25 protein-coding genes are annotated in these 21,732 nt (G+C 75.1%); 13 read left to right on the forward strand and 12 right to left on the reverse strand.

The genetic code is table 11. The annotated features are described in order from the left end of the window. Positions 1-354: 354 nt before the first annotated feature. The 3 genes from ACI79E_RS00960 (at position 355) to ACI79E_RS00970 (ending at position 2,005) form a co-directional block, all read left to right on the forward strand. A complete protein-coding gene (locus tag ACI79E_RS00960) occupies positions 355-663 on the forward strand; it encodes a hypothetical protein (protein ID WP_456930671.1) in 309 nt (102 codons plus the stop codon). A gap of 178 nt (positions 664-841) precedes the next feature. After that, complete coding sequence (locus tag ACI79E_RS00965) at positions 842-1,249, forward strand: four-helix bundle copper-binding protein (RefSeq protein ID WP_456930672.1); 408 nt, start codon at positions 842-844, stop codon at positions 1,247-1,249. 102 nt (positions 1,250-1,351) lie between these two features. After that, the gene (locus tag ACI79E_RS00970; protein ID WP_456930673.1) at positions 1,352-2,005 is read left to right on the forward strand and encodes a DUF305 domain-containing protein; all 654 of its coding nucleotides are present in this window, start codon (positions 1,352-1,354) and stop codon (positions 2,003-2,005) included. Between the two features lie 26 nt (positions 2,006-2,031). On the opposite strand, the gene ACI79E_RS00975 is transcribed toward ACI79E_RS00970, so the two are convergent. The 5 genes from ACI79E_RS00975 to ACI79E_RS00995 form a co-directional block, all read right to left on the reverse strand. Further along, a complete protein-coding gene (locus ACI79E_RS00975) occupies positions 2,032-2,934 on the reverse strand; it encodes a F510_1955 family glycosylhydrolase (protein WP_456930674.1) in 903 nt (300 codons plus the stop codon). Positions 2,935-3,020: 86 nt separating this feature from the next. Then, complete coding sequence (locus tag ACI79E_RS00980) at positions 3,021-3,662, reverse strand: DUF305 domain-containing protein (protein WP_456930675.1); 642 nt, start codon at positions 3,660-3,662, stop codon at positions 3,021-3,023. Positions 3,663-3,754: 92 nt separating this feature from the next. Next, entirely contained in the window at positions 3,755-4,219 is a 465-nt protein-coding gene (locus tag ACI79E_RS00985) for a hypothetical protein (RefSeq protein WP_456930676.1), read from the reverse strand. Between the two features lie 64 nt (positions 4,220-4,283). Beyond that, positions 4,284-4,877 (reverse strand): DUF4396 domain-containing protein, encoded by a 594-nt coding sequence (locus tag ACI79E_RS00990; RefSeq protein WP_456930677.1) that lies wholly within the window; start codon positions 4,875-4,877, stop codon positions 4,284-4,286. A 384-nt stretch (positions 4,878-5,261) separates the two neighbouring features. Then, complete coding sequence (locus ACI79E_RS00995) at positions 5,262-5,618, reverse strand: ArsR/SmtB family transcription factor (RefSeq protein ID WP_456930678.1); 357 nt, start codon at positions 5,616-5,618, stop codon at positions 5,262-5,264. A gap of 118 nt (positions 5,619-5,736) precedes the next feature. Between ACI79E_RS00995 and ACI79E_RS01000 the strand changes: the two genes are divergently transcribed. From ACI79E_RS01000 to ACI79E_RS01035, 8 genes are all read left to right on the forward strand, one after another. Next, positions 5,737-6,249, forward strand: coding sequence for an ArsI/CadI family heavy metal resistance metalloenzyme (locus ACI79E_RS01000; protein ID WP_456930679.1), 513 nt, complete (start codon positions 5,737-5,739; stop codon positions 6,247-6,249). Positions 6,250-6,270: 21 nt separating this feature from the next. Then, positions 6,271-6,480: a hypothetical protein gene (locus tag ACI79E_RS01005; RefSeq protein ID WP_456930680.1), complete on the forward strand. Its 210-nt coding sequence runs from the start codon at positions 6,271-6,273 to the stop codon at positions 6,478-6,480. Next, positions 6,477-6,977, forward strand: coding sequence for a GNAT family N-acetyltransferase (locus tag ACI79E_RS01010; RefSeq protein WP_456930681.1), 501 nt, complete (start codon positions 6,477-6,479; stop codon positions 6,975-6,977). Before ACI79E_RS01005 ends, ACI79E_RS01010 begins: the two co-directional genes overlap by 4 nt. A gap of 286 nt (positions 6,978-7,263) precedes the next feature. Beyond that, on the forward strand, positions 7,264-7,560 hold the full coding sequence (locus ACI79E_RS01015; RefSeq protein WP_456930682.1) for a hypothetical protein: 297 nt from the start codon (positions 7,264-7,266) through the stop codon (positions 7,558-7,560). Positions 7,561-7,655: 95 nt separating this feature from the next. Further along, on the forward strand, positions 7,656-8,027 hold the full coding sequence (locus ACI79E_RS01020; RefSeq protein WP_456930683.1) for a GNAT family N-acetyltransferase: 372 nt from the start codon (positions 7,656-7,658) through the stop codon (positions 8,025-8,027). Between the two features lie 122 nt (positions 8,028-8,149). Further along, positions 8,150-8,959, forward strand: coding sequence for an Fpg/Nei family DNA glycosylase (locus tag ACI79E_RS01025; RefSeq protein ID WP_456930684.1), 810 nt, complete (start codon positions 8,150-8,152; stop codon positions 8,957-8,959). A 63-nt stretch (positions 8,960-9,022) separates the two neighbouring features. Then, positions 9,023-9,847, forward strand: coding sequence for a hypothetical protein (locus ACI79E_RS01030; RefSeq protein WP_456930685.1), 825 nt, complete (start codon positions 9,023-9,025; stop codon positions 9,845-9,847). A gap of 47 nt (positions 9,848-9,894) precedes the next feature. Further along, positions 9,895-10,581 (forward strand): DNA alkylation repair protein, encoded by a 687-nt coding sequence (locus tag ACI79E_RS01035; RefSeq protein ID WP_456930686.1) that lies wholly within the window; start codon positions 9,895-9,897, stop codon positions 10,579-10,581. On the opposite strand, the gene ACI79E_RS01040 is transcribed toward ACI79E_RS01035, so the two are convergent. Next, positions 10,578-10,889 (reverse strand): putative quinol monooxygenase, encoded by a 312-nt coding sequence (locus ACI79E_RS01040; protein WP_456930687.1) that lies wholly within the window; start codon positions 10,887-10,889, stop codon positions 10,578-10,580. The genes ACI79E_RS01035 and ACI79E_RS01040 overlap by 4 nt on opposite strands. A 61-nt stretch (positions 10,890-10,950) precedes the next feature. On the opposite strand from ACI79E_RS01040, the gene ACI79E_RS01045 reads away from it, so the two are divergent. Then, positions 10,951-12,369, forward strand: coding sequence for an FAD-dependent oxidoreductase (locus ACI79E_RS01045; RefSeq protein WP_456930688.1), 1,419 nt, complete (start codon positions 10,951-10,953; stop codon positions 12,367-12,369). A gap of 36 nt (positions 12,370-12,405) precedes the next feature. Here ACI79E_RS01045 and ACI79E_RS01050 read toward each other — a convergent pair whose 3' ends face one another. Together ACI79E_RS01050 and ppc are read right to left on the reverse strand one after the other, a co-directional pair. Further along, positions 12,406-13,506, reverse strand: coding sequence for an inositol monophosphatase family protein (locus ACI79E_RS01050; protein ID WP_456930689.1), 1,101 nt, complete (start codon positions 13,504-13,506; stop codon positions 12,406-12,408). Between the two features lie 231 nt (positions 13,507-13,737). Beyond that, the gene (gene ppc, locus ACI79E_RS01055; protein ID WP_456930690.1) at positions 13,738-16,536 is read right to left on the reverse strand and encodes a phosphoenolpyruvate carboxylase; all 2,799 of its coding nucleotides are present in this window, start codon (positions 16,534-16,536) and stop codon (positions 13,738-13,740) included. Positions 16,537-16,591: 55 nt separating this feature from the next. On the opposite strand from ppc, the gene ACI79E_RS01060 reads away from it, so the two are divergent. Continuing rightward, complete coding sequence (locus ACI79E_RS01060; RefSeq protein ID WP_456930691.1) at positions 16,592-17,518, forward strand: SMP-30/gluconolactonase/LRE family protein; 927 nt, start codon at positions 16,592-16,594, stop codon at positions 17,516-17,518. Positions 17,519-17,629: 111 nt separating this feature from the next. Here ACI79E_RS01060 and ACI79E_RS01065 read toward each other — a convergent pair whose 3' ends face one another. The 4 genes from ACI79E_RS01065 to ACI79E_RS01080 all read right to left on the reverse strand — a co-directional run bounded on the left by ACI79E_RS01065 (position 17,630) and on the right by ACI79E_RS01080 (position 21,702). Next, positions 17,630-18,487, reverse strand: a complete 858-nt coding sequence (locus tag ACI79E_RS01065) for a tetratricopeptide repeat protein (RefSeq protein WP_456930692.1) — start codon at positions 18,485-18,487, stop codon at positions 17,630-17,632. A gap of 78 nt (positions 18,488-18,565) precedes the next feature. Continuing rightward, positions 18,566-19,543 (reverse strand): TIGR03557 family F420-dependent LLM class oxidoreductase, encoded by a 978-nt coding sequence (locus ACI79E_RS01070; RefSeq protein ID WP_456930693.1) that lies wholly within the window; start codon positions 19,541-19,543, stop codon positions 18,566-18,568. Positions 19,544-19,600: 57 nt separating this feature from the next. Beyond that, positions 19,601-20,791: an ABC transporter permease gene (locus ACI79E_RS01075; protein ID WP_456930694.1), complete on the reverse strand. Its 1,191-nt coding sequence runs from the start codon at positions 20,789-20,791 to the stop codon at positions 19,601-19,603. Then, positions 20,788-21,702, reverse strand: a complete 915-nt coding sequence (locus tag ACI79E_RS01080; protein WP_456930695.1) for an ABC transporter ATP-binding protein — start codon at positions 21,700-21,702, stop codon at positions 20,788-20,790. Before ACI79E_RS01080 ends, ACI79E_RS01075 begins: the two co-directional genes overlap by 4 nt. Positions 21,703-21,732 lie beyond the last annotated feature (30 nt).

Genomic DNA, 21,732 nt, shown 5'->3' on the forward strand with positions numbered 1-21,732 from the left:
CCCGGCATGTGCACAGCAAGACAACATGGTCACACGGCACACTCACTTGGCGGCCAGGCTGACGAGCGGCAGGCGATGCCACGACTGGTGCGGCGATGGACGCGTCGGAGAGCGTCCACGGCCTGTCTTAGCGCCACGCTCCGCGTGACACATTCGTGACAGGATCCCGTGCTCGAACCTGCATCTCCTTGCAGTGCAGCCTGGTTCTTGCAGGTCAAATGCCCAGGTCGCAGCGATACGGAGGAGTTCCAATCGGTTTCCTAAACCGTGTGTCGCAGGTTCGAATCCTGCCGGGGGCACCGCCAGGAGCTAACCGTTGGCCTCTGTTCGAGCTGCTACGGCTACGAGCGGCCGGTGTCCCTCGACGTGCTGACCGGCCGACTCCTCGACGTCTTCGCCGGGCGGCCGGCGCCGGCCCTCGACGACCTCGGCCCGCCGACCCCGCTGGACCCGGCGGCCCGCGACGCCGTGGCGGAGGCCTACGACGCGTGCACCGGCCTCGAGCTGCCGGCGCTCTCCGATGCGCTCACCGCGCGGCTGCTCACCAGCGGTGTGCTGCGGTGGGCGGCCCTTCGCCGGCCGGGAAGCCGGCCGCCGCCGGCGATGCCACGGTACCGGCCGCTGACGGCGCCGGGCCGCGCGGGCGTGCCTCCCGCTGGATGACTGGAGCTTCTGACCGGGGTCGAGGAGACGTGCCCGGCGGCGCATTCGACCGGGCGCTGCGGATGACGACTTCGTGACAGAGGTGCGGCCGGGATGGACGCGGGTAGGGGCGGCGGACCGGCGTGAGTCGCCGGCGGCCGCCCAGCCGCCGCGGCGCCGGGCCGACGAGGGAGATCCCATGACCGTCGCCGCCCAGATGCTGGACACCTACCCGAAGGACCTCGGCGGCGTGGACCGGGAGGATCTGGCCGCCTGCATCGAGGCGTGCATCGAGTGCGCCCAGGCCTGCACCGCGTGCGCCGATGCGTGCTTGTCCGAGGACATGGTGGCCGAGCTGACCAAGTGCATCCGGACCAACGCCGACTGCGCCGACGTCTGCGACGCCACCGGTCGGGTGCTGTCCCGGCACACCGGCTACGACGCGAACGTCACGCGCGCGGTGCTCGAGGCGTGCGCCGCGGCGTGCAAGGCCTGCGGTGACGAGTGCGAGTCCCACGCCGACATGCACGAGCACTGCCGGGTCTGCGCCGAGGCGTGCCGGCGCTGCGAGACCGCCTGCCGCGAGCTGATCGCGTCCCTGGGCTGACGGGCCGGCGGCATTCCAGGCGAGTCCGGGCGCCTGCCGGAAGGCGCCCGGGCGTCCGGGCACCGTCACCCCCTCACCGACCACGAGCGAACGGAGTTCTACATGTCGACGAAGAGCAGCGACGAGTCCGACCAGCACGCCGGCACCGGCCAGCACGATGAGTCTGGCCAGCATGGCCGGGACGGTCACGGCGGCGACCAGTCGCAAGGGGCCAAGATGCAGAAGCAGATGTACTGGCGCTTCGGAGCCATGATCCTCACGGCCATGGTCGTCATGTACGCGACCATGTTCGCCGGGACCTGGCAGTGGAGCCACGTCCGCTTCAGCGAGAGCCGCGTGTTCATGGCGCTCACCATGGGCGGCACCATGGGGCTGGTCATGCTCGCCTGGATGCTCACCATGTACCGCAACGTCAAGGCGAACATCGCCATCGTGGCGGCCAGCGTCGTGCTGCTCGGGGTCGGGGTGTTCCTCGACCGCAGCCAGATCCTCGTGAACGACGAGAACTGGATGAGCTCGATGGTCCCGCACCACTCGCTGGCCATCACCCGATCCGAGCGCGCCCAGATCTCCGACGTCCGCGTGTGCGAGCTGGCCCGCTCCATCAGCGAGGCGCAGCGCCGGGAGATCCTGGAGATGGAGTGGCTGATCAACGACATCGAGGAGAACGGGGACGCCTCCACACCCGAGGAGGCGCAGGCCCGAGCCGTGCCGGAGTTCGAGGTGTCGCCCGAGCGCACCTGCCCGGCCGGCTGACCGGCCACACCGGCCGGCCTTGCGGGTCAGTAGCCGAGCAGCTGGCTGAAGGTCTGTCCGCCGTCGCGCGACTGGGTCAGGCCCTCGTCGGTGACCACCGCGCTCCGCAGCGGCCGGCCGCCGGCGACGGTGGCTGCGACGGCATGCGGCGCCGAGCCGAGGTCGGCGGTCTGCTGCCAGGTGGCCGCGGCGTCGGTGCTGGTCCACACCGCGCCGGCCGGGTCGACCCCGACCGCGGTGGTGCCGTCCTCGGCCCAGGTGACCACCTGCAGCACCGGCGCGCCGGGTGCCGGCGTCCAGCTGCCGCCAGCGTCGGCCGAGCGCAGCGCCCCGGTGGCGGTGGTCGCGAGCACGGTCGCCCCGTCGGGGGCGGCGGCCAGCGTGTGCGGCTCGGCGGGGATGGCCAGGTCCTCCCAGGTGCGGCCGTCGGCGCTGCGGCGCAGCGTCCCGTCGTAGCCGAGCACACCGCCGCCGGGCAGGGCGGTGAGCGTGTGGAAGTCGGACTCGCCGGCCCGCGACAGCAGTGTCCAGGTGCGCCCGCCGTCGGTGGTGGCGATGAGCCCGACCGGGTTGGGCAGGTCGACGTGCAGGCCGGGGTGCCCCGACGCCAGATGGCGGCCGGGGCCGGTGACGGCGAAGCCCATCAGGTCGATGACCGGGCCGACCTCGGTCGCGGTGCCGTCGGCGTCGACGTCGACCAGGCCGTGGTGGGTGGCCACCAGCAGGCCGCCGCTGCCGTCGGGGTCGTAGACCAGGCCGTGCACGTGCTCGGTGGGCAGGACGTCGGTGGTGGCCGGGGTGGTGGCCGGGGTGGTCTCCGCGCTGGTGTCTGCGAGGTCGGCGGGTGCCGGGGAGCAGCCGGCCAGCGCGGCGGCGAGGACGGCCGCGGCGCCGGCGGTGAGCAGGGCACAGGGCGCGCGGGAGCGCATCAGGGTCTCCAGAGGGGCGGTGCGGGCGGGCGGTGCCGGTCCGCGGCGAGGTGGGTGGCAGTCGCCCACCCCGCCGCGCAGGCGGGTCAGCCGCCGAGCTCGGTGAGCAGCTGTTCCATCTCGGCGATCTCGCCGTTCTGGGTGTCGCGGATGGTCTCGGCCATCGCCAGGGCGTCGCTGTTGCGCCCGTCGGCCAGCTGGGCTTCCGAGGCGCTCACCGCCCCGCGATGGTGGGCCACCATCATCACCAGGAACTGGCGGTCGAACTCCGGCCCGGACAGGGCCGCCAGCGCCGCCATGTCCTCCTCCGACATCATGCCGCCCATGTCGCCGTGGCCCATCGACCCGTGGTCCATGCCGTCCATGGCGTCCGTGTCGGCCTCGGCGCCCCACTCGGCCAGCCAGCCGTTGAGGGTGTCGATCTCCGGCCCCTGCGCGGCCTCGATACGGGCCGCCAGGTCCTTGACGCGGGGGGCGGCCGCACGGTCCCGGGCCAACTCCGACATCGCCACGGCCTGGCCGTGGTGCTCCAGCATGCCGGCCGCGAACTGAACGTCGGCGTCTGAGTGCGTGGCCTCGGCCGCGCCGGTGTCGGTGGCGCTGGCGGAGGCGTGGCCGCCGCCGTGCCCGCTGCTGTTGGAGTCGTCCTGGCCGCAGCCGGAGAGGACGAGGGCGCCGGCCATCAGCGCGGCGGTGAGGTAGGGCAGTCGTGCGGTGGTGCGTGACACGTTCTGAGGTCTCCTGACTGGACGGATTGAAGGCGTGCGCGGACCGCCGCCGGAGCCGGTAGGGGCAGGGGCGGTTCGGTCAGGCGTTCGGCCTAGATCCGCAGCAGGCAGAGGGAGTGCAGGTCCGGCGGGCGCAGTGGGGCCAGGCCGGCGGAGGCGTGCGTGCGCAGCCGCGCCCACGCCACCGGCAGCAGCGTCAGCAGGCGGGGCAGCAGCAGGGCGAGCAGGACAACGAGGCCGGCGGCGAGCACGGCCAGGCACAGCGTCCACAGATGCCCGACCGCCCCGGCCGGGGTGCTGCCGTGGTCGGCAGCGAGCAGGGCGGCAGGCGCCGCGGCGACCACCACGGCGCCGGTGGCCGCGGGATGCTCGGCGGCGTCGACGGTCATCGCCGCGGGGTGCCCGCCCGGGGCGCGGTCGAGCGACACGGCCGGCTCGGGGGCCGCCGTGCTGACATGGTCGGTGGCGTGGTCGCCGAGAGCGGCGGCGCACTGCACGCCGTGCATGGCGAAGACGGCGGCCAGCACCAGCACCGCCGTCCACAGCCGTCCCGTCACCTGCACTCCCATCGTCCTCGAGGTCAGGCGGCCCACCGTCACCGGCCTCGGCCGCCCGCCGGGGTCAGTGGTGGTAGGCGTGCACCACGGCGTGGCCCTTGCCGCGGGCGATCAGTGCCCGGTTCACCGGCACGGTGACGAGGAACGCCACCAGCAGCGCGAACGCCAGCGACCCCCAGAACAGCGGCGAGGTCAGGCCGGCCTCCATCGCGCCGGGCACCGCGAGCATCACCGCGTTGTCGACGAGCTCCATGACCGCGATCGACAGCGTGTCGGCGGCCAGCGCGACCTTCACCGCGGTGCGCAGCGGCAGGCCCGAGCGCAGCACCGGCGCGATCGTCAGCGAGTAGCCGAACACGAACGCCAGGGCCACCGCCAGCGCGATCGTCGCACCGTCCGACCAGCCCCAGGCGGTGCCCAGGACCATCCCGAGCACCTCACCGATCGCGCAGCCGGTGAGGCAGTGCAGGGTCGCGCTGACCGCCAGCCGGGTCAGTGCCCGCCGGCCGACCGGGCTGGCCGGGTCGACCTCCTGGCCGCCGTGCCCCGCGTGCCCCTCATGCCCCGCGTGACCGGCGTGGCCGTCGTGGCAGGCTGGCTCGGACCCGGTGGTGGGCCCGGCCGGGTGCCCCGTGGCGGCGTGGTCGTGGGTGCTCATCGGCCGTTCCTCCGTACTTGATGCGCTCCGGGCCGGGCCGGGGCTGCCTGCGGTGCCGGAGGGTTCCGGCGCCATCCTGCACGGCTGACGCTATACCCCCCAAGGGTACGCCCGGCACTCCAAGCCCGGCGGCGGACGGGCGATCGAAAAGACGCGCTCGGCGCTGTCCGCCCACCCCCGCGGGCTGTCGCTGACGCCTGAGTGCCGTTGCCGGGCCGCTTCCGACGGTCCGGCCGGTGCCCAGCGCCCTGCACCCCGAGGGAACCGCGGCGCGGCTGCGGGCCGCGGACCTCGAGCCGCTCGAGCCGTGGCCGTCGCCCGGCGAGAGGTCCTATCACCACCAAGCACCTGTGGTGGAAGTGCCCGGTCGCCAGCCGGCCGTCGTCAGCGGGTGGCCAGAACCGCGCGCAGCGCCTCCAGTGCCGCCGGGTTGATCGCGTACCAGACGTTGCGGCCGCGCTTCTCGCTCACGGCCAGGCCACTGGCGACGAGCTTGGACAGGTGCGAGCTGACCGTGCCCTGACTGCGACCAGCCGGCTCGACCAGGTCGCACGCGCAGACGGTGCCACCCTCGGCGTTCGCCAGCAGCGACACCAGGCGCAGACGAACCGGGTCGCCTAGGGCGGCGAACTGGGCGGCCAGCGTCTGCGCGTCGGGCTCGGTGAGCACCTCGGCGGCCAGTGGCGCGCAGCAGGCGGCCACCTCGGGCTGGTCGAGCACCGGCAGCTCGCGCACGGTCATCGGGGTCCTCCAGGTCCTGGGCAACTCGCCCTTGCGAAACCATTGACAGCCGTCAATGTATCGACCACTGTCAATACAACGGTACCCGGTTGCACCGAGATGACCAGGAGGTCACCCCATGGCCCGCATCCAGCTGGCCCTCAACGTCGACGACGTCGAGGTCGCCACCGCCTTCTACAGCAAGCTGTTCGGCGTCGAGCCGGCCAAGACCCGGCCCGGGTACGCGAACTTCGCGATCGCCGACCCGCCGCTGAAGCTGGTGCTGCTGGAGAACCCGGGCACCGGCGGCACCCTGAACCACCTCGGCATCGAGGTGGCCGACGTCGACACCGTCGACGCCGAGCTGACCCGCCTCGGCGGCGCCGGCCTCGCCTCCACCGAGGAGCGCGACTCGACCTGCTGCTACGCCAAGCAGACCAAGTTCTGGGTCGAGGGCGTCCCCGGCGGTGAGCGGTGGGAGGTCTACACCGTGCTCGCCGACTCGCAGACCTTCTTCGGCGACGCCACCCCGGCGGCCACCGAGACCGACGGCGACACCTGCTACACCCCCGCCTCGGCGGAGACCCCCGAGACCGTGACTGACGGCTCGTCCACTCCCGCAGTCCCGCCCGCCGCGGCGGCCTGCTGCTGACCCCTGACAAGGAGAACCGCCATGATCAGCCCGTACGTCGCCCAGCTCATCACCGCCGACCGGATGGCCGAGGCCCAGCGGCACGCGACCACCGCCCGGTTGGCCGCGATCGCCCGCTGCTGCCAGCCGTCCACCTGGGGTCGCGCCGCCCGGCGCGCCACCACGGCCGTGCTGCGGCTGCGCGACGCGCTCCGGCGCGACCGGTCCGCCGCAGCGCCCTGCTGCGCGTGACCAGCACTTCCCGCAGCGAGGTCCCGCCGGTGCTCGTCCGCGAGGCGACACCGGCGGACCTCGCCGCCATCACCGATCTCATCGCCGCCGCCGGGCTGCCGCTGGCCGGGCTCGAGGACGCCGTCCTCGTCCTGACCGCCGAGGTGACCGGGGAGCTGGCCGGCGCCATCGCCCTCGAACGCCACGGCGCCGGTCCCGACACCGCGTTCCTGCTGCGATCTGCCGCCGTCGCCCCGGCGTGGCGCGGCCGCGGCCTGGGTGCCACGCTCACCGCCGCGGCGCTGTCTCACGTCGACGCCACCGGCGCGCCGGTCGCGCTGCTCACCGAGACCGCCGACGGGTACTTCCCCCGGTTCGGGTTCACCCCTGTCGACCGCGATCAGCTGCCCGCGGCCCTGGGTGCCTCCGCCGAGCTGCGCGGCGCCTGCCCCGCCTCCGCGCGGGTACTGCGGCGCCCGGCCACCGACCCCACCACCGGAGAACCCGGAGGGAGGTGACCGACGTGCTCGAGGACTGCTGCGAGGGCTGCACCGCCGAGGCGTGCACCGCGGGCTGCTGCTGAGCCCACACCACGACGGCCCCTGACCCTGTGCGGTCGGGGGCCGTCGCCGTGACCGACAGAGTTCTGACCGCTGTTGTGCAAGAACTCCGCCGGAAAACGTGTGAGAAGTCCGCCGAAGTCAGCGCTCCGCTGCCGGTCAGAGCAACGGTCAGCACCCCACCACCGGCATCTGCCCTGGTCACTGGACGTGCGCCCACCGGCAGACGGGGTACCGGTGGCCCATGGGCACGCGCACCGCGGCGGTCGCCGCCGCCGACCAGTGGACCGACCCCGACGACGGCATCCGCTACCCCGCCGGGGAGGTCCACGCCTGGGAGCAGGGCCGCAACGAGACGGCCTGCGGCCTGTCGCTGAGCCGGTCGAGGCTGAGCCGGTTCCCGCACGTCAGGTGGGCCGACGTCCAGCCGGAGTCCGGCCGGCACGCGGAGGGCGTGCAGGCCGTGTGCCGCCGCTGCCGGGCGGCCCAGGGCGCCCGCCGCGACGAGCGCGGGTGGACGCGGACCAACCCACGTCCCTGACCGTGAGGAGGCGGGCACCGCCGGTCACGCACGAGGGTGACACCCCGGCGCGGCGAAACCCCCGGGAGCTCCGGGGCGTTACCGTTCCAGTACGCATGTCGAACTCCGGCAACGGCGCCGGGGGCGAGCGGAGGTGGAACACGAGCATGGAGACCAGCGTGGTCGACGTCCCCGACCGGGGACGCTTCGAGGTGCTGCTCGACGGCCGGGTCGTCGGACTGGCGAGCTACCACGTCGAGAACGGCACGATGGCACTGCCGCACACCGAGGTGGACCCCTCCGTCGGCGGGCGGGGCATCGGCAAGGTGCTGGTCGCCGGCGTCCTGGCCGCCGCCCGCGAGCGCGGCCTGCACGTGCTCCCCTACTGCTCCTTCGTCCGCCACTACATCCAGCAGCACCCCGAGGAGCTCGACCTCGTGGCCGACGACGAGCGTCCGCACTTCGGCCTGGCCACGGCCGCCCACTGACCCGCGGAGCCGGTGCCGGCTCCCCACCCCGGCGCGGGTGCCGACCGCGCTGCCGTCCCGGGCCGTCGTGGCAGGACGGCGGGCCGGCGGGGAAGCTGGGGGCGTGACCTGCGCAGCCGCCCGTGCCTGAGGGCCACACCCTGTTCCGGCTGGCCCGGGACCAGTCGCTGGCCTTCGCCGGCCGCCCGGTGCACGTCACCAGCCCGCAGGGCCGGTTCGCCGCGGGCGCGGCGCTGCTCGACGGGCGGGTGCTGGACGAGGTCACCTCCTACGGCAAGCACCTGTTCGCCTGCTTCGGCGCCGACACCCTGCACGTGCACCTGGGGCTCTACGGCACCTACACGTCCGGCACCGGTGTCCCCCCGGCGCCGCGGGGCGCGCTGCGGATGCGCTGGGAGGCCGAGGGGCCCGACGGCCTCGGGGTCTGGACGGACCTCCGCGGTGCGACGGCCTGCGAGGTGCTCACCACCGCCGAGGTCGACCGGATCCTGGACCGGCTGGGCCCCGACCCGCTGCGGCCGCGCACCGACGGCATGCAGGCACACCGCCGGGTCTCCGGCAGCCGCACCGCGATCGGGGCGCTGCTGATGGACCAGTCGGTGCTGGCCGGGGTCGGCAACGTCTACCGCGCCGAGCTGCTGTTCCGGCACCGGGTCTCACCGTTCCGCCCGGGCCGGGACGTCGACGCCGAGCTGTGGGCGCGGATGTGGGCCGACCTCGTGGTGCTCATGCGGGCCGGGGTCCGGATGGGCCGGATCGTGACCACCCGGCCGGAGCACCGCACCCGCCGGCGCGGCGCGGTCGTGCGGGAGGACGCGCACTACGTCTACCGCCGCACCGGCCTGCCCTGCCGCATCTGCGGCACCGCGGTCCGGACCCAGGAGATGGTCGGCCGCAACCTCCACTGGTGCCCGGTCTGCCAGGCCGTGTGACCGCCCACGGGCGCGCCCCGCGGGGTGGGTGACCGCCGCCACCGCCGTGGTTATGGTGGCGGGATGGCCCGTACGGCGCGCGCTCTGGTCGTCGCCGTGCTGGCGTGCGCCGGTCTCGCCCTGGGCCTGCCGGCGGCCTCGGCGTCCACCCCCGACGAGCCCTCCACGACCGGCTACGACGTGTCGCACCCGCAGTGCGACGAGGACCTCCCCGACGACCACGCCTTCGCAGTCGTCGGCGTCAACGGCGGGCTGGCGACCCGGCCCAACCCCTGCCTGGCCGAGCAGCTGGAGTGGGCCACGGACGCGAGCGGGGCGGTGCCCGGGCAACCGGGGCTGCAACTCTACGTCAACACGGCCAACCCCGGTGACTTCATCGACGTCCTGCACACCTGGCCGCTGCGGGGCAGCACCCCGTACGGCACCTGCGAGGGCGGCAACAGCACGGCGTGCTCCTGGCAGTACGGGTGGCTGCGCGCCTACGTGACGGTCGAGGCGTTCTTCGTGCGGGCGGCCCAGGACGCCGGGGTGGACGTCGACCCCGCGGCGCACCGCTGGTGGCTCGACGTCGAGACGATGAACACCTGGCAGTACGGGTCCGCCTCCGCCCAGGCCCGCAACCGCGCGGCGCTGGAGGGCATGGCCACCTACCTGACCGACCGGGGCGCGGAGGTCGGCCTGTACTCGACGGGCGCCCAGTGGGCGCTGATCGCCGGCGACGTCCCCGCCGACAGCCCCCTGTACGACCTGGACAGCTGGCTGGCCGGCGCCATCGGCCCCGCCGGCGCCGAGGCCGCCTGCGGGCGGCCGCCGCTGACCGGCGGGGGCGAGGTGGTCCTCACCCAGTACGTCGCCGACGGACTGGACCACGACCACGCCTGCGACTAGGACGTCGCTGCCGTGTGCTGGGGTGGGCGCGTGGACCGGAGACCGACATGGCGGTGACGGGTACGACGGTGTCCGAGGTGCTGGCCGAGCTGGCCGCGCTCGAGGAGCCGAGGATCCGCGAGGTGAACGCCCGGCACGGTGACGACCACGGCGTGAACCTGACCCGGCTGCGGGAGCTGGCCAAGCGGCTGAGGACCCAGCAGGACCTCGCCCGCGAGCTGTGGGCGACCGACGACTCCGCGGCGCGACTGCTCGCGCTGCTGGTCTGCCGCCCGAGGGCGTTCGGGCGGGACGAGCTGGACACCATGCTGCGCGAGGCGCGCACCCCCAAGGTGCACGACTGGCTCGTGACCTACGTGGTCAGGAGGAGCCCGCACGCCGAGGAGCTGCGCCTGGCCTGGTCGGCCGACCCGGACCCGGTGGTCGCCAGTGCCGGCTGGGCGCTGACGACCGACCGGGTCGCCAAGCAGCCCGACGGGCTCGACCTGCCCGGGCTCCTCGACGTCATCGAGGCGGGGATGGCCGGCGCCCCGGACCGCCTGCAGTGGGCGATGAACCACTGCCTGGCCCAGATCGGCATCGAGCACGCCGAGCACCGCGCCCGCGCGATCGACATCGGTGAGCGCCTGCGCGTGCTCGCCGACCACCCGACGCCACCGAACTGCACGTCCCCGTTCGCGCCGGTCTGGATCGCCGAGATGGTGGGCCGGCGGGCGGCGTCCAGCGGCGCCTAGAGCGCGCCCTTGCCCTGGTCCCCCGCCGGGACCGCGGTGAGCACCTGCAGCTCCGGAGCACCGGCGAGCTTGCCCTCGAGGGCCTGGCTCAGCGCGCTGAACGGCTCGCCCTTGCCGTGCGCGGCCAGCGCCTCGGGGCTCGCCCACTGCTCGATCATCACCAGCCGGCCGTCCTGGCCCTGGTGCAGCGCGTAGCGCTGGCAGCCGTCCTCCTCGTGCACCTGCGGGATGGCGGCCAGCACCGCCTCCCGGACGGCGTCGGCGTGCTCGGGCTGCGGGGTGATGGTCGCGACGACGACGACGGCCACGGGCTGCTCCTCGGGATCGTGGGGGCGGATGCCTGGTGCAGCGCCCCGTGTGCCCGTCAGGATGCCTGTCGTGTCGGTCGACGAAGACCCCGGTCCCCCGTCCACTGCGCCGCCCCTGCGGGTGGCCGTCGTCGGCGCGGGCCCGGCCGGCATCTACGCCGCGGAGGCGCTGACCCGGCAGCAGGAGGTGCCCGTGGCGGTCGACCTGATCGACCGGCTGCCCACCCCCTTCGGGCTGGTGCGGCACGGCATCGCCCCCGACCACCCGAAGATGCGGGCCATCCGCGACACCCTGCACCGGGCGCTGGACCACCCGCGGGTGCGGTTCGTCGGCAACGTGGAGATCGGCCGCGACATCTCCTGCGTGGAGCTGCACGACGCGGTCGACGCCGTCGTCTACACCTACGGCGCCGCCCTCGACCGGCAGCTGGCCATCCCCGGCGAGGAGCTGCCCGGCAGCCTGGCCGCCACCGAGCTGGTCGCCTGGTACACCGGCCACCCCGACGCCGACCGCCCGAAGGTGGAGGCCGCGCTGGCCGCGGCGCGCTCGGTCGTGGTCGTCGGCGTGGGCAACGTGGCCCTCGACGTGGCCCGCGTCCTGGCCCGCAGCCCGGCCGAGCTGGAGCCGACCGACATGCCCCAGCACGTGCTCGACGCGCTGGCCGCGGCGCCGGTGCAGGAGGTCACCGTCCTCGGCCGCCGGGGTCCGGTGCACGCCACCTTCACCACCCAGGAGCTGCGCGAGCTCGACGAGCTGGCTCGGGCCACGGTGCTGGTGGACCCGGCCGACCTGGAGCTGGACCCCGTGGCCGAGGAGCGCGCCGCCGCCGACCGGGTCGTGCACCGCAACCTCGACGTGCTGCGGGATTGGGGCGGACACGTGCTGGAGCCGGGGCGGACCCCGGTGCGGCTGCGCTTCTACACCCGGCCGGTGCGGCTGCTCGGCACCGACCGGGTGACCGGGATCGAGGTGGAGCGCACGGTCGTCGACGAGGACGGCCGCGCCTCCGGCACCGGCGAGACCAGCGTGCTGCCGGCCGACCTGGTCGTCCGCTCGGTCGGCTACCGCGGTTGCGGCCTGCCCGAGCTGCCCCTCGACGAGCGCCGCGGCGTGGTGCCCAACGACGGCGGCCGGGTGCTGCGCGACGGGGAGCCCTCCCCCGGCGAGTACGTGGCCGGCTGGATCAAGCGCGGGCCGACCGGCGTCGTCGGCACCAACAAGCACGACGCCCGCGAGACGATCGCCGTCCTGCTCGAGGACGTCGCCGCCGGGGTGGTCCGCCCGGGCCGCGGCGGGGTCGACGACCTGGTGGGGGAGCTGCAGGCGCGGGGAGCGCACCCGGTGCTGCTCTCGGACTGGCGGGCCATCGACGCCGCCGAGGTGGCCCTCGGCGCCACCCGTGGCCGGGCGCGCACCACGCTGCACGAGTGGGAGTCCCTGCTCGCCGCGGTGCGCGAGGCCGCCGCGCACCCCCGCTGACCTGCGGCGTCCCCGCGGGGACGTGCGGCAGGCGCCTCACCCCCCGGGCACGTGCGGCAGGGACCCGAACGACCGCAGCAGCTCCCCGGCGGTCTCCTCGCTCTCGGCCGCGACCAGCCGGACCAGCATCTCGGTGTCGGGCCGCAGCCGCAGCGGCGCGCCGTCCGCGGTGCGCGTGACCCCGCCGGCCGCGGCGAGCACGGCCAGCCCACCGGCGACGTCGTGCACGTGGGTGCCGCTGCGGTCGAGGTCGTGCCAGGCGGCGGCCGAGCCGTCGGCGACCAGGCAGAGCTCGACGGCGGTGCAGCCGGTGACGCGGACCCGCCGGGCCGACGGCGGCACGGTCACGGCCTCCCCCGGCGGCGCGCTGGGGACGACGACGGTGCCCCCCGGCCGCGGCCGGACCGGCACCCCGTCGCGCACCGCACCGGCCCCCTCCGCCCCCGACCAGCGCCGGCCCGAGGACAGGTCGACCACGACGCCGGCGACCGCGCGCCCGTCCTGCACCAGCCCCGCGGAGAACGCCCACGGCGGCAGCCCGGCCCGGAAGTTGCCGGTGCCGTCGAGCGGGTCGACCACGACCCACGGGAGCGAGGGGTCGACCGGCCGGTCCGGTCGCTCCTCGCTGAGCAGGGGCACGCCGAGCCCGCCGAGCACCTCGATCGCGGCCACGTGGGCGGCCTCGTCGGCCGCCAGCGACGGGCTGCCGTCGGCCTTCACGCGGTCCTCCCCCGCACCCCGCGCCAGCGCGACCGCGGTCTCGACGCGGGTGGCGGCCAGCGCGGCCAGGTGCAGGAACCGCTGCACCACCGGCGCCGCCGCCGCGGGCTCCGCCACCGGCACGATCCCGCGGCCGCCGGGCCGGTCGCGCACCCGCGCGCACCCCCACCCGGCCGCGGTGGCGAGCACGGCCGGCGAGTCGGGCCCGATCCCGGTGGCGGCCAGCAGCACCGCCTCGGCCACGCCCTCGGCGGTCCACTGCCGGCGCAGCAGCACCGCCGCGCCGTCGTCCTCGACGAGCACCCGGTAGGCCGGGTCGCTGACGGCGGGGGCGAGCGCCGCGGGCGACAGGCCCAGGGCCGCGCCGGCACGGGTCAGCTGCGCACCGGTGGCGACGACGGTCCGCGCGGGCGTCACCGCCGTCCCCGCCGCGGTCGCTGGCAGGCGCGGGACGCGACCCGGACGGTGTCCGTGGCCGGCGTGCTGCCGATGGCGGCCGACCCGGCCGGCCGGGCCGCCGACCTGCTGCACGTCGGCACAGGGGCACTCCTCTTCCTCGGTGCGGCAGTCGCCGTCGTCGCCTCGGTCGTCGCCGTGCTGGCGTGGGTGGGGTGGCCGGTTCCCGGCCGGTACCGGCCACCCACCTGCTCAGCCACTGTTGCGCAGGGCCGTGGCGATGCCGTTGATGGTCAGCTGGATGTTGCGGCGGACCAGCTCGTCGTCGTCCCCGCTGCGGCGCCGCCGGAGCATCTCCACCTGCAGGTGGTGCAGCGGCTCCAGGTAGGGGAAGCGGTTGCGGATCGAGCGGGCCAGCGACGGGTTGTCGGCCAGCAGGCGGTCGTCGCCGGTGATGGCCAGCAGCATCCGGCAGCTGCGCTCGTGCTCGGCGGTGATCTCGCCGAACACCCGGACCCGCAGCACCGGGTCCGGGACCAGCTCGGCGTAGCGGGCGGCCAGGTCGAGGTCGGTCTTGGCCAGCACCATGCCCATGTTGGACAGCACCGTGCGGAAGAACGGCCAGCGCCGGTGCAGCTCCCGCAGGCGCTCCAGGCGGGCGTCGTCGCCGTCCACCCAGCTCTCCAGCGCCGTGCCCGTGCCGTACCAGCCGGGCAGCATGATGCGGGCCTGCGACCAGCTGAACACCCACGGGATGGCGCGCAGGTCGGCGATCGAGGTGCCGGCCTTGCGCGACGGCGGCCGGCTGCCGATGTTCAGCTCGGCCAGCTCGCCGATCGGCGTGGCGGCGCGGAACCAGTCGACGAAGCCCGGCGTCTCGTGCACCAGGGCCCGGTAGGCCGCCTGGGCGCGGGCCGCGAGGTCGTCGAGCAGCGCGTAGGCGTCCTCCGCCGCGTCCCCCAGGCCCTCGACGTCGAGCAGGGTGGCCTCCAGGGTCGCCGCGACCATCGCCTCGAGGTTGCGGCGGGCGAGGTCGGGGTCGGCGTACTTGGCGGCGATGACCTCGCCCTGCTCGGTGATGCGCAGCGCGCCGGCGACCGCGCCGGGCGGCTGGGCGCGGATCGCGTCGTAGCTCGGCCCGCCGCCGCGGCCGACCGTGCCGCCGCGGCCGTGGAACAGCCGCAGCCGGATCCCCTCGCGGCGGGCGACCTCGACCAGGGCCAGCTCGGCCCGGTAGAGCGCCCAGTTGGCGGCGAGGTAGCCGCCGTCCTTGTTGCTGTCGGAGTAGCCGAGCATGACCTCCTGGACGTCGCCCCGGTTGGCCAGCAGGGCCCGGTAGAGCGGCTGCTCGAGGACGGCGGACAGCGTCCGCCCGGCGCGCTGGAGGTCGCCGATCGTCTCGAACAGCGGGGAGATGCCGACCGGGCAGGTGGGGCCGTCCTCGCCGTCGGGGTCGAGCAGCCCGACCTCCTTGAGCAGGACGGCGACCTCGAGGACGTCGCTCACCGACTCGCACATGCTGATGACGTAGTTCGGGATCGCCCGCGGACCCAGTGACCGCACCTGCTCGGCGGCGGCGAGGAGCACGTCGAGCTCGCCCCGGGCGGTCTCCGACAGCTGCGCGTCCGGCCGGGTCAGCGGACGGCGCATCCGCAGCTCCGCGACCAGCAGCTGGACGCGCTGCTCCTCGTCCAGCGCCGCGTAGTCGGGGCACACGCCCGCCCAGGCCAGCAGCTCGGCGAGCACCTCGGCGTGGACGGCGGAGTTCTGCCGCATGTCCAGCCCGCACAGGTGGAAGCCGAACACCTCGACGGCGTCCCGCAGCCGGGTCAGCCGGTCGTCGGCCAGTGCCCCCGCGCCGTGGCTGCGCAGCGACGCGTCGACCGTGGCGAGGTCGGCCAGCAGCTCGTCGGGGGTGTCGTAGGGCTCCAGCTCGTGGTGCGGCGGCTGCCCGGGGACGCTGCCGAGTACCCGCCGGGCGGTCGCGGCCAGCCGGGCGTGGATGCCGTAGAGGGCGCGCCGGTAGGGCTCGTCGGCGCGGAACGGGGAGTCGTCGCGGGAGGCCTCGGCGAGGTGGTACAGCGCCGGGGTGGGGGTGACCAGCCGGTCGGACATCGACAGCTCGTCGTGCAGCACGAGCAGCTCGGCGAGGTGGTGGGCCAGCGCTGTCTCGGCCTGCCGGGTGCTCGCCCGCCGGACGGCGTCAGCGGTGACGAACGGGTTGCCGTCGCGGTCGCCGCCGATCCAGGAGCCCGGCAGCAGCATCGGCCGCGCCAGCAGGCCGGCGTGCGGCCACCGCTCGGTGAGGGCCCGCCGCAGCTCGGCGTTGATCGCCGGGACCACCTGGAACAGCGACAGCTCGTAGTAGCGCAGCGCCTCGTCGATCTCGTCGGCCAGCCGCAGCCGGGACAGCCGCAGCAGGGCGGTCTGCCACAGGGTGAGCACCGCCCGCTCCAGCTGCGCGGACCACTCGGCGTCCTCGGCCGCCCCGGGCGCCGACAGGTCGCGGCGGCGGATGAGCTCGGTGACCTGCCGCTGCACCCGGGAGATCGTCTTGCGGCGCACCTCGGTGGGGTGCGCGGTGACCACCGGGCAGACCAGCGCGCCGGCGAGCTCCCGGGCGACCACGTCGGGGTCGAGCCGCTCGGCGTCCAGCAGGGCGAAGGCGGCCGCCAGGCTGCCCTTCTGCGGAGGCGAGCCCTCGCGCCGGTGGAACCGGCGCCGGCGCTCGTGGTGGATGTCCTCGGCGAGGTTGGCCAGCAGCGAGAAGTGGCTGAACGCGCGGATGACGTGGTTGGCCGACCGGACGTCGAGGTCCCCCAGCCGCTCCGCCAGTTCGGCCCGGTCGACCTCCGAGCGGCGGACGCGGAAGGCCTCCACCCGGGTGGACTCGACGAGGTCGAGCACGTCGGCCCCCGACTGCTCGCCGATCACCTCACCCAGGACCCGGCCCAGCAGGCGGATGTCCTCCCGGAGCGGGGCGTCGGCGGCATCCCCCTCCTCGGCGCCGTGGTGGCGCAGGTCCGCGACGTCGACGGTGGCTTCGGACACGCCTGCAGTATCGCGGCCTGGTGTGACGGGCGGGTGTCGTGGGGAGATGCCGTCCGTGCGCACCCTGACCGCGGTCCCGGCTCCCCCCTCCCCCGCCGCCCACGGGGAGGGGCCGACGTGGGACGCCGAGCGCGGCGAGCTGCTGTGGGTCGACATCCCCGCCGGCCTGGTCCGGCGGGCCGCCGTCGCGGCCGACGGCACCCTCACCGAGACCGCACCCGCCCTCCGCGGAGGGGACACCGTCGGCGCCGTCGTCCCGGCCGCGGCCGGCGGGTGGCTGCTCGCCGCGGGTGGGGGGTTCACCCACCTCGCGGCCGACGGCACCGCGCGGGTCCTGCTGGACCTGGCAGGCGAGGGCGGCACCGAGGCCGGCGGCGGCACCCGGATGAACGACGCCAAGTGCGACCCGGCCGGCCGGTTCTTCGCGGGCACGATGGCCTTCGACCAGCGGCCCGGCGCCGGTGCGCTCTACCGGCTCGACCTCGACGGCACCGTGACCACCGTGCTCGACGGGCTCACCGTCTCCAACGGCCTGGGCTGGTCCCCCGACGGGCGCACGGTCTACCTGGCCGACTCCGGCCCCGGCCTGGTGCACGCGTTCGACTACGACCTCGCCGCCGGGACGTTCGGCGACGGCCGGGTGCTGCTGGAGTTCGACGTCGACCACGGCGTGGCCGACGGGCTCACCGTCGACGACGAGGGCTGCCTCTGGACGGCGCTGTGGGGCGGCGGCCAGGTGCGCCGCTGGTCCCCCGAGGGGGAGCTCCTCGCCGTCGTCGAGGTCCCCGTCGCCCAGACGTCGAGCTGCGCCTTCGCCGGGCCCGGCCGCGACCTGCTGGTCATCACCACCTCGACCGAGGGCATGGACGACGCGGCGCGGGCCGCCCAGCCCGACGCCGGTCGGCTGTACACCGCGCCGGCCGGGGTCACCGGTCCGCCGGCGTCGCCCTACCGCGGACCGCTCGGGGCCCTGCGCCAGTAGGAGGCCCCCCTCCTCGCCACCCCTCGCAGGCTCGGGGTCGTGACCCGACGTGCGGCCCCGTCCAGGGGCCCGCCGCGAGCTGGCGCGCGGTGAGGAGGACGGGGTCCGTCCTCAGTCCCCGAGCTCGCGCAGCGCCTGGGCGGCGAGGGCGTCGCCGTCGGCGGCCCCCAGCCGGAAGTGCTCGACGGCACCCTCGAGGTCCCCGCGGTCGGCGAGCAGCACGGCGAGGTTGTGGTGGCAGTAGGTGTCCCCCGCGGCGATGCCGGCCCGGTAGGCCTCCTCGGCGGCCTCCACGTCACCGAGCTGCTCGGCGTAGAAGTTGCCCAGGGGCAGCCAGGCCTGCAGCTCACCGCGCTTGGCGCCCCGCTCGAGGGCGAACCGCGCCTCCTCCGGCCGGCCGTTCTCGCGCAGCAGCTGGGCGAGGGCGACGCGGGCGCCGGGGAAGAGGTCCTGGCCGCCCCGCAGGTCCGGCTCCAGGCCGGGGTCGAGGGTCGCGCCCCACCGCCAGGTCGCGACGACGGCGGCCGCGAGCGGGTCCCCGCCGGCGGCGAGCTCCTCGGCGACCGTCAGCGCCTCGGCGCGCTCACCCTGGTCGTGCAGCAGGAAGGCCAGCTGCAGGCCGCCCAGGGCGTCCCCGGCGGCGCCGGCGCCCTCGTAGGCCCGCATGGCACCGGCGAGGTCCCCGAGCTCCTCGAGCACCAGCCCGAGGTTGACCCACGCCTCGGCCTCCCCGCCGACGAGCGCCTGCTCGTAGGCGTCGACGGCCTCCTCGACGCGGCCGCGGGCGGCCAGGGAGTTGCCCAGGTTGAACCACCCCAGCGCGGCACCGAGCTCGGCCGCGTGACGGAAGCAGCGCTCGGCGTCCTCGTCGCGCCCGGCGTCGGCGAGGTCGCAGCCCAGCTCGATGACAGCGTCGGCGTCCCGACAGGCGCGCAGCCGACGGAGCCGCCCGTCGAGGTCCTTCCCCATGCGGCGATCATCACCGGGCCCGATCGCCGCGTCGTCCCCCGACGGTGGCGTATCACCCCTCGGAGGCGGTGCCCGCGGTCACCCGCCGAACGCCTCCCGCCAGGCGGGTGCCAGCTGCCGCCGGGTCCACTCGAGGTACGGCTCCTGGTGGTCGCCGCCGATCTGCACCAGGGCGAGGTGGGTGAACCCGGCGTCGGCGTAGGCCTTCGCCGCCGTGACCACCGCGTCGACGTCGTCCCCGCAGGGGATGCTCCCGGCCACGTCCTCCTCCCGCACGAACTGGCTGGCGGAGTCGAACGCCTGGGTCCCGGGCAGCTCGGCGTTGACCTTCCACCCGAGACCGAACCAGCGGAACAGCGTGTGCGCCCGGGTGACGGCGGCCTCCCGGTCGGTGTCGTAGCAGATCGGCATCTGCGCGATCCGGGGCTTGCCGGCGCCGCCGGCGGCGTCGAACCACTCGACCAGCTCCGGCTTCGGTTCGGTGGCGATCAGGGCGTCGGCCAGCTCCCCGGCGATCGTGCACGCCTGCTGCCCGCCGGCGGCGACCCCGATCGGCACCCGCTTCTCGGGGAGGTCGAACAGCTTGGCCGACTCGACGTCGAAGTGCTCCCCGCGGAAGTTGGTGTACCCGCCGTCGAAGAGGTCGCCGATGACCTGGATCGCCTCGACGAGCATCTCCTGCCGGACGTCGGCCGGCGGCCAGCCCTCACCCACGACGTGCTCGTTGAGGTTCTCCCCCGACCCGAGGCCGAGGGTGAAGCGGCCGTCGGAGAGCAGCTGCAGCGTCGCCGCCTTCTGGGCGACGACCGCCGGGTGGTAGCGGAAGCTCGGGCAGGTCACGTACGTCATCAGCGGGATGCGGTTGGTGGCCTGGGCGGCGGCGCCGAGCACCGTCCAGGCGTGCGGCGCGTGCCCCATCTCGTCCAGCCACGGGAAGTAGTGGTCGCTGCTGACGGCGAAGTCGAAGCCGACCTCCTCGGCGCCCACCACGTGGCTGACCAGGGCCTTGGGCCCGGCCTGCTCGGTCATCATCGTGTAGCCCAGCTGCATCGCCATGCGGCGGCGCTACCCGGGTCGGGCGGATGACACGCCCGACCCGGGCCGGCCCGTCGGTCAGACGCGCTCGGCGCGCAGCGCCTCGCGCAGCTTGGTCTTGCCGCTGGTACGCAGCAGCGACGCGGAGTAGACCCGCCCACCGACGCGGACGACGAGCGCCACCGCGACGGCGGCGAGGACCGCGGCCACGCCGACCTCCCACGCCGGGACGTCCCCGGCCGCCATGCGCACCGGCATCACCAGCGGCGAGAGCCCCGGGATGAACGAGGTGACCACGGCGAGGGTGCCGTCGGGGTTGGCCCCGGCCTGGATGCCGACGATGAACGCGACCACCAGGACCAGCGTGGTGGGCATGACCACCGTGCCGAGGTCCTCCTGCCGGCTGACCAGGGAGGCGGCGACGGCGAAGACCGACGCGTAGAGGGCGTAGGCCAGGACGAACCAGAGCACCACCGAGACCGCGGTCCCGATCAGCTCGCCGGGGATGTCGACCAGGTCGAAGGCCAGGGCACCGGCGACCCCGACGGCCGCGATGACCACGATCTGGGCCAATCCGAGCAGGCCGAGGCCGAGGATCTTGCCCGCCAGCAGCTGCCACGGCTTCATCGTCGACAGCAGCAGCTCCACGACCCGGCTGGACTTCTCCTCCACCACGCCCTGCGCCACGAACTGGCCGAACAGGATCAGCAGCCCGTAGAGCAGGCCCGTGCCGATGATCGCGACGACCACGCGCTGGCCCTGCTCGTCCGCGTCGGGGTCGAGCGCGGTGACCGCCACCTCGGGGACGTCGAGGCTGGTCACCCCGGCCTCTGCCAGCTGGTCGGCGACGGCGAGCTGCCCCACGGCACCCTGGACGACGGCCTGCAGCGGGCCGTCCGCCGACTGCTCGACCAGGAGCTCGGGTTCCCGGCCGCCGTCGGCGAGGACCACACCGTCGACGTCGCCGTCCTCGATCGCGGCGCGGGCGGCGGCCTCGCCGTCCAGCGGCTGGACGACGACGTCGACGTCGAGCGCCTCGCCCTGCGCCTCCAGCGCCTGCTCCAGCCCCTGGACCTGGCCGACGACGCCGATCCGGGTCTCCTCGGAGCCGGAGTTCAGCGCCACCTGCAGGCCCAGGGTGCCGACCAGCAGCACGAGGATGACCACCGAGCTGATGATGAAGTTCTTGTCGCGGAGCCGGGCCGACAGCTCCCGGGCGGCCACCAGCCGGACCATGGCCGCGCTGCCCACCTCCTGCGGTGCGCTCACGCCGCCACCTCCGCCGCGGTCGGCGCGGCCACGGCCTCGCGGAACAGCTCCACGAGGGTCGGCTGCTGCCAGGCGAAGTGCGCGACCCGCCCGGTGGCCAGCGCCGCGGCGAGCACCGCCTGGTCGTCGGTCGGGCCCTTCAGCTCCAGCACCGTGTCGCCGGCCTGCTCGGACACCACGCGCACTCCCGGCAGGTCGGCGGCCCAGCCCGGCGCCGCATCGGGCACGACCACGCGCAGCAGCCGCCCGGCCTCGCGCTGCCGCAGCTCGGCGACCGACCCGGTGGCGACCATCCGGCCGCGGGCGAGGATGCCGACGGAGTCGCACAACCGCTCGACCAGGTCGAGCTGGTGGCTGGAGAAGACCACGGGTACGCCCTGCCGGACCTGCCCGAGCAGCGCGTCGGCCAGCGAGTCGACCCCGATCGGGTCCAGGCCGGAGAACGGCTCGTCGAGGATCAGCACCTCGGGCCGGCTCACCAGCGCGGCGGCCAGCTGGACCCGCTGCTGGTTGCCCAGGGAGAGCTTCTCCACCGGGTCCCCGCGGCGCGGCCCGAGGCCCAGCACCTCGACCCACTCGTCGGCGGCCCGTCGGGCCGCGGCCCGGTCCAGGCCGTGCAGCCGGGCGAAGTAGGCGACCTGCTCGCCGACCTTCATCTTGGGGTAGAGCCCGCGCTCCTCCGGCATGTAGCCGATGCGCCGGCGCACCCCCGGGTCGAGGGCGCGGCCCCGCCAGCGGACCTCACCCGCGTCCGCGCGGGCCAGCCCCATCGCGATGCGCATCGTGGTGGTCTTGCCGGCGCCGTTGGACCCGCAGAACCCGAACATGGAGCCGGGCGCGACGCGGAACGACACCCCCTCGAGCACCCGGTTCGACCCGTAGGTCTTGTACAGCCCGTCGAACTCCAACACAGCCGCGGATCCCCTCTCGTCGCCCCGACC

This window comes from Geodermatophilus sp. SYSU D00079, assembly GCF_054050635.1.

Excerpts from the sequence above, each read along its gene's own strand:
- ACI79E_RS01065 (WP_456930692.1), bottom strand. The coding sequence starts at position 18,487 with ATGGGGAAGGACCTCGACGGGCGGCTCCGTCGGCTGCGCGCCTGTCGG.
- ACI79E_RS01030 (WP_456930685.1), top strand. The coding sequence starts at position 9,023 with ATGGCCCGTACGGCGCGCGCTCTGGTCGTCGCCGTGCTGGCGTGCGCC.
- ACI79E_RS00975 (WP_456930674.1), bottom strand. The coding sequence starts at position 2,934 with ATGCGCTCCCGCGCGCCCTGTGCCCTGCTCACCGCCGGCGCCGCGGCC.
- ACI79E_RS00995 (WP_456930678.1), bottom strand. The coding sequence starts at position 5,618 with ATGACCGTGCGCGAGCTGCCGGTGCTCGACCAGCCCGAGGTGGCCGCC.
- ACI79E_RS00990 (WP_456930677.1), bottom strand. The coding sequence starts at position 4,877 with ATGAGCACCCACGACCACGCCGCCACGGGGCACCCGGCCGGGCCCACC.
- ACI79E_RS01070 (WP_456930693.1), bottom strand. The coding sequence starts at position 19,543 with ATGGCGATGCAGCTGGGCTACACGATGATGACCGAGCAGGCCGGGCCC.
- ACI79E_RS00970 (WP_456930673.1), top strand. The coding sequence starts at position 1,352 with ATGTCGACGAAGAGCAGCGACGAGTCCGACCAGCACGCCGGCACCGGC.
- ACI79E_RS00965 (WP_456930672.1), top strand. The coding sequence starts at position 842 with ATGACCGTCGCCGCCCAGATGCTGGACACCTACCCGAAGGACCTCGGC.
- ACI79E_RS01000 (WP_456930679.1), top strand. The coding sequence starts at position 5,737 with ATGGCCCGCATCCAGCTGGCCCTCAACGTCGACGACGTCGAGGTCGCC.
- ACI79E_RS01035 (WP_456930686.1), top strand. The coding sequence starts at position 9,895 with ATGGCGGTGACGGGTACGACGGTGTCCGAGGTGCTGGCCGAGCTGGCC.
- ACI79E_RS01015 (WP_456930682.1), top strand. The coding sequence starts at position 7,264 with ATGGGCACGCGCACCGCGGCGGTCGCCGCCGCCGACCAGTGGACCGAC.
- ACI79E_RS01045 (WP_456930688.1), top strand. The coding sequence starts at position 10,951 with ATGCCTGTCGTGTCGGTCGACGAAGACCCCGGTCCCCCGTCCACTGCG.
- ACI79E_RS01005 (WP_456930680.1), top strand. The coding sequence starts at position 6,271 with ATGATCAGCCCGTACGTCGCCCAGCTCATCACCGCCGACCGGATGGCC.
- ACI79E_RS01020 (WP_456930683.1), top strand. The coding sequence starts at position 7,656 with ATGTCGAACTCCGGCAACGGCGCCGGGGGCGAGCGGAGGTGGAACACG.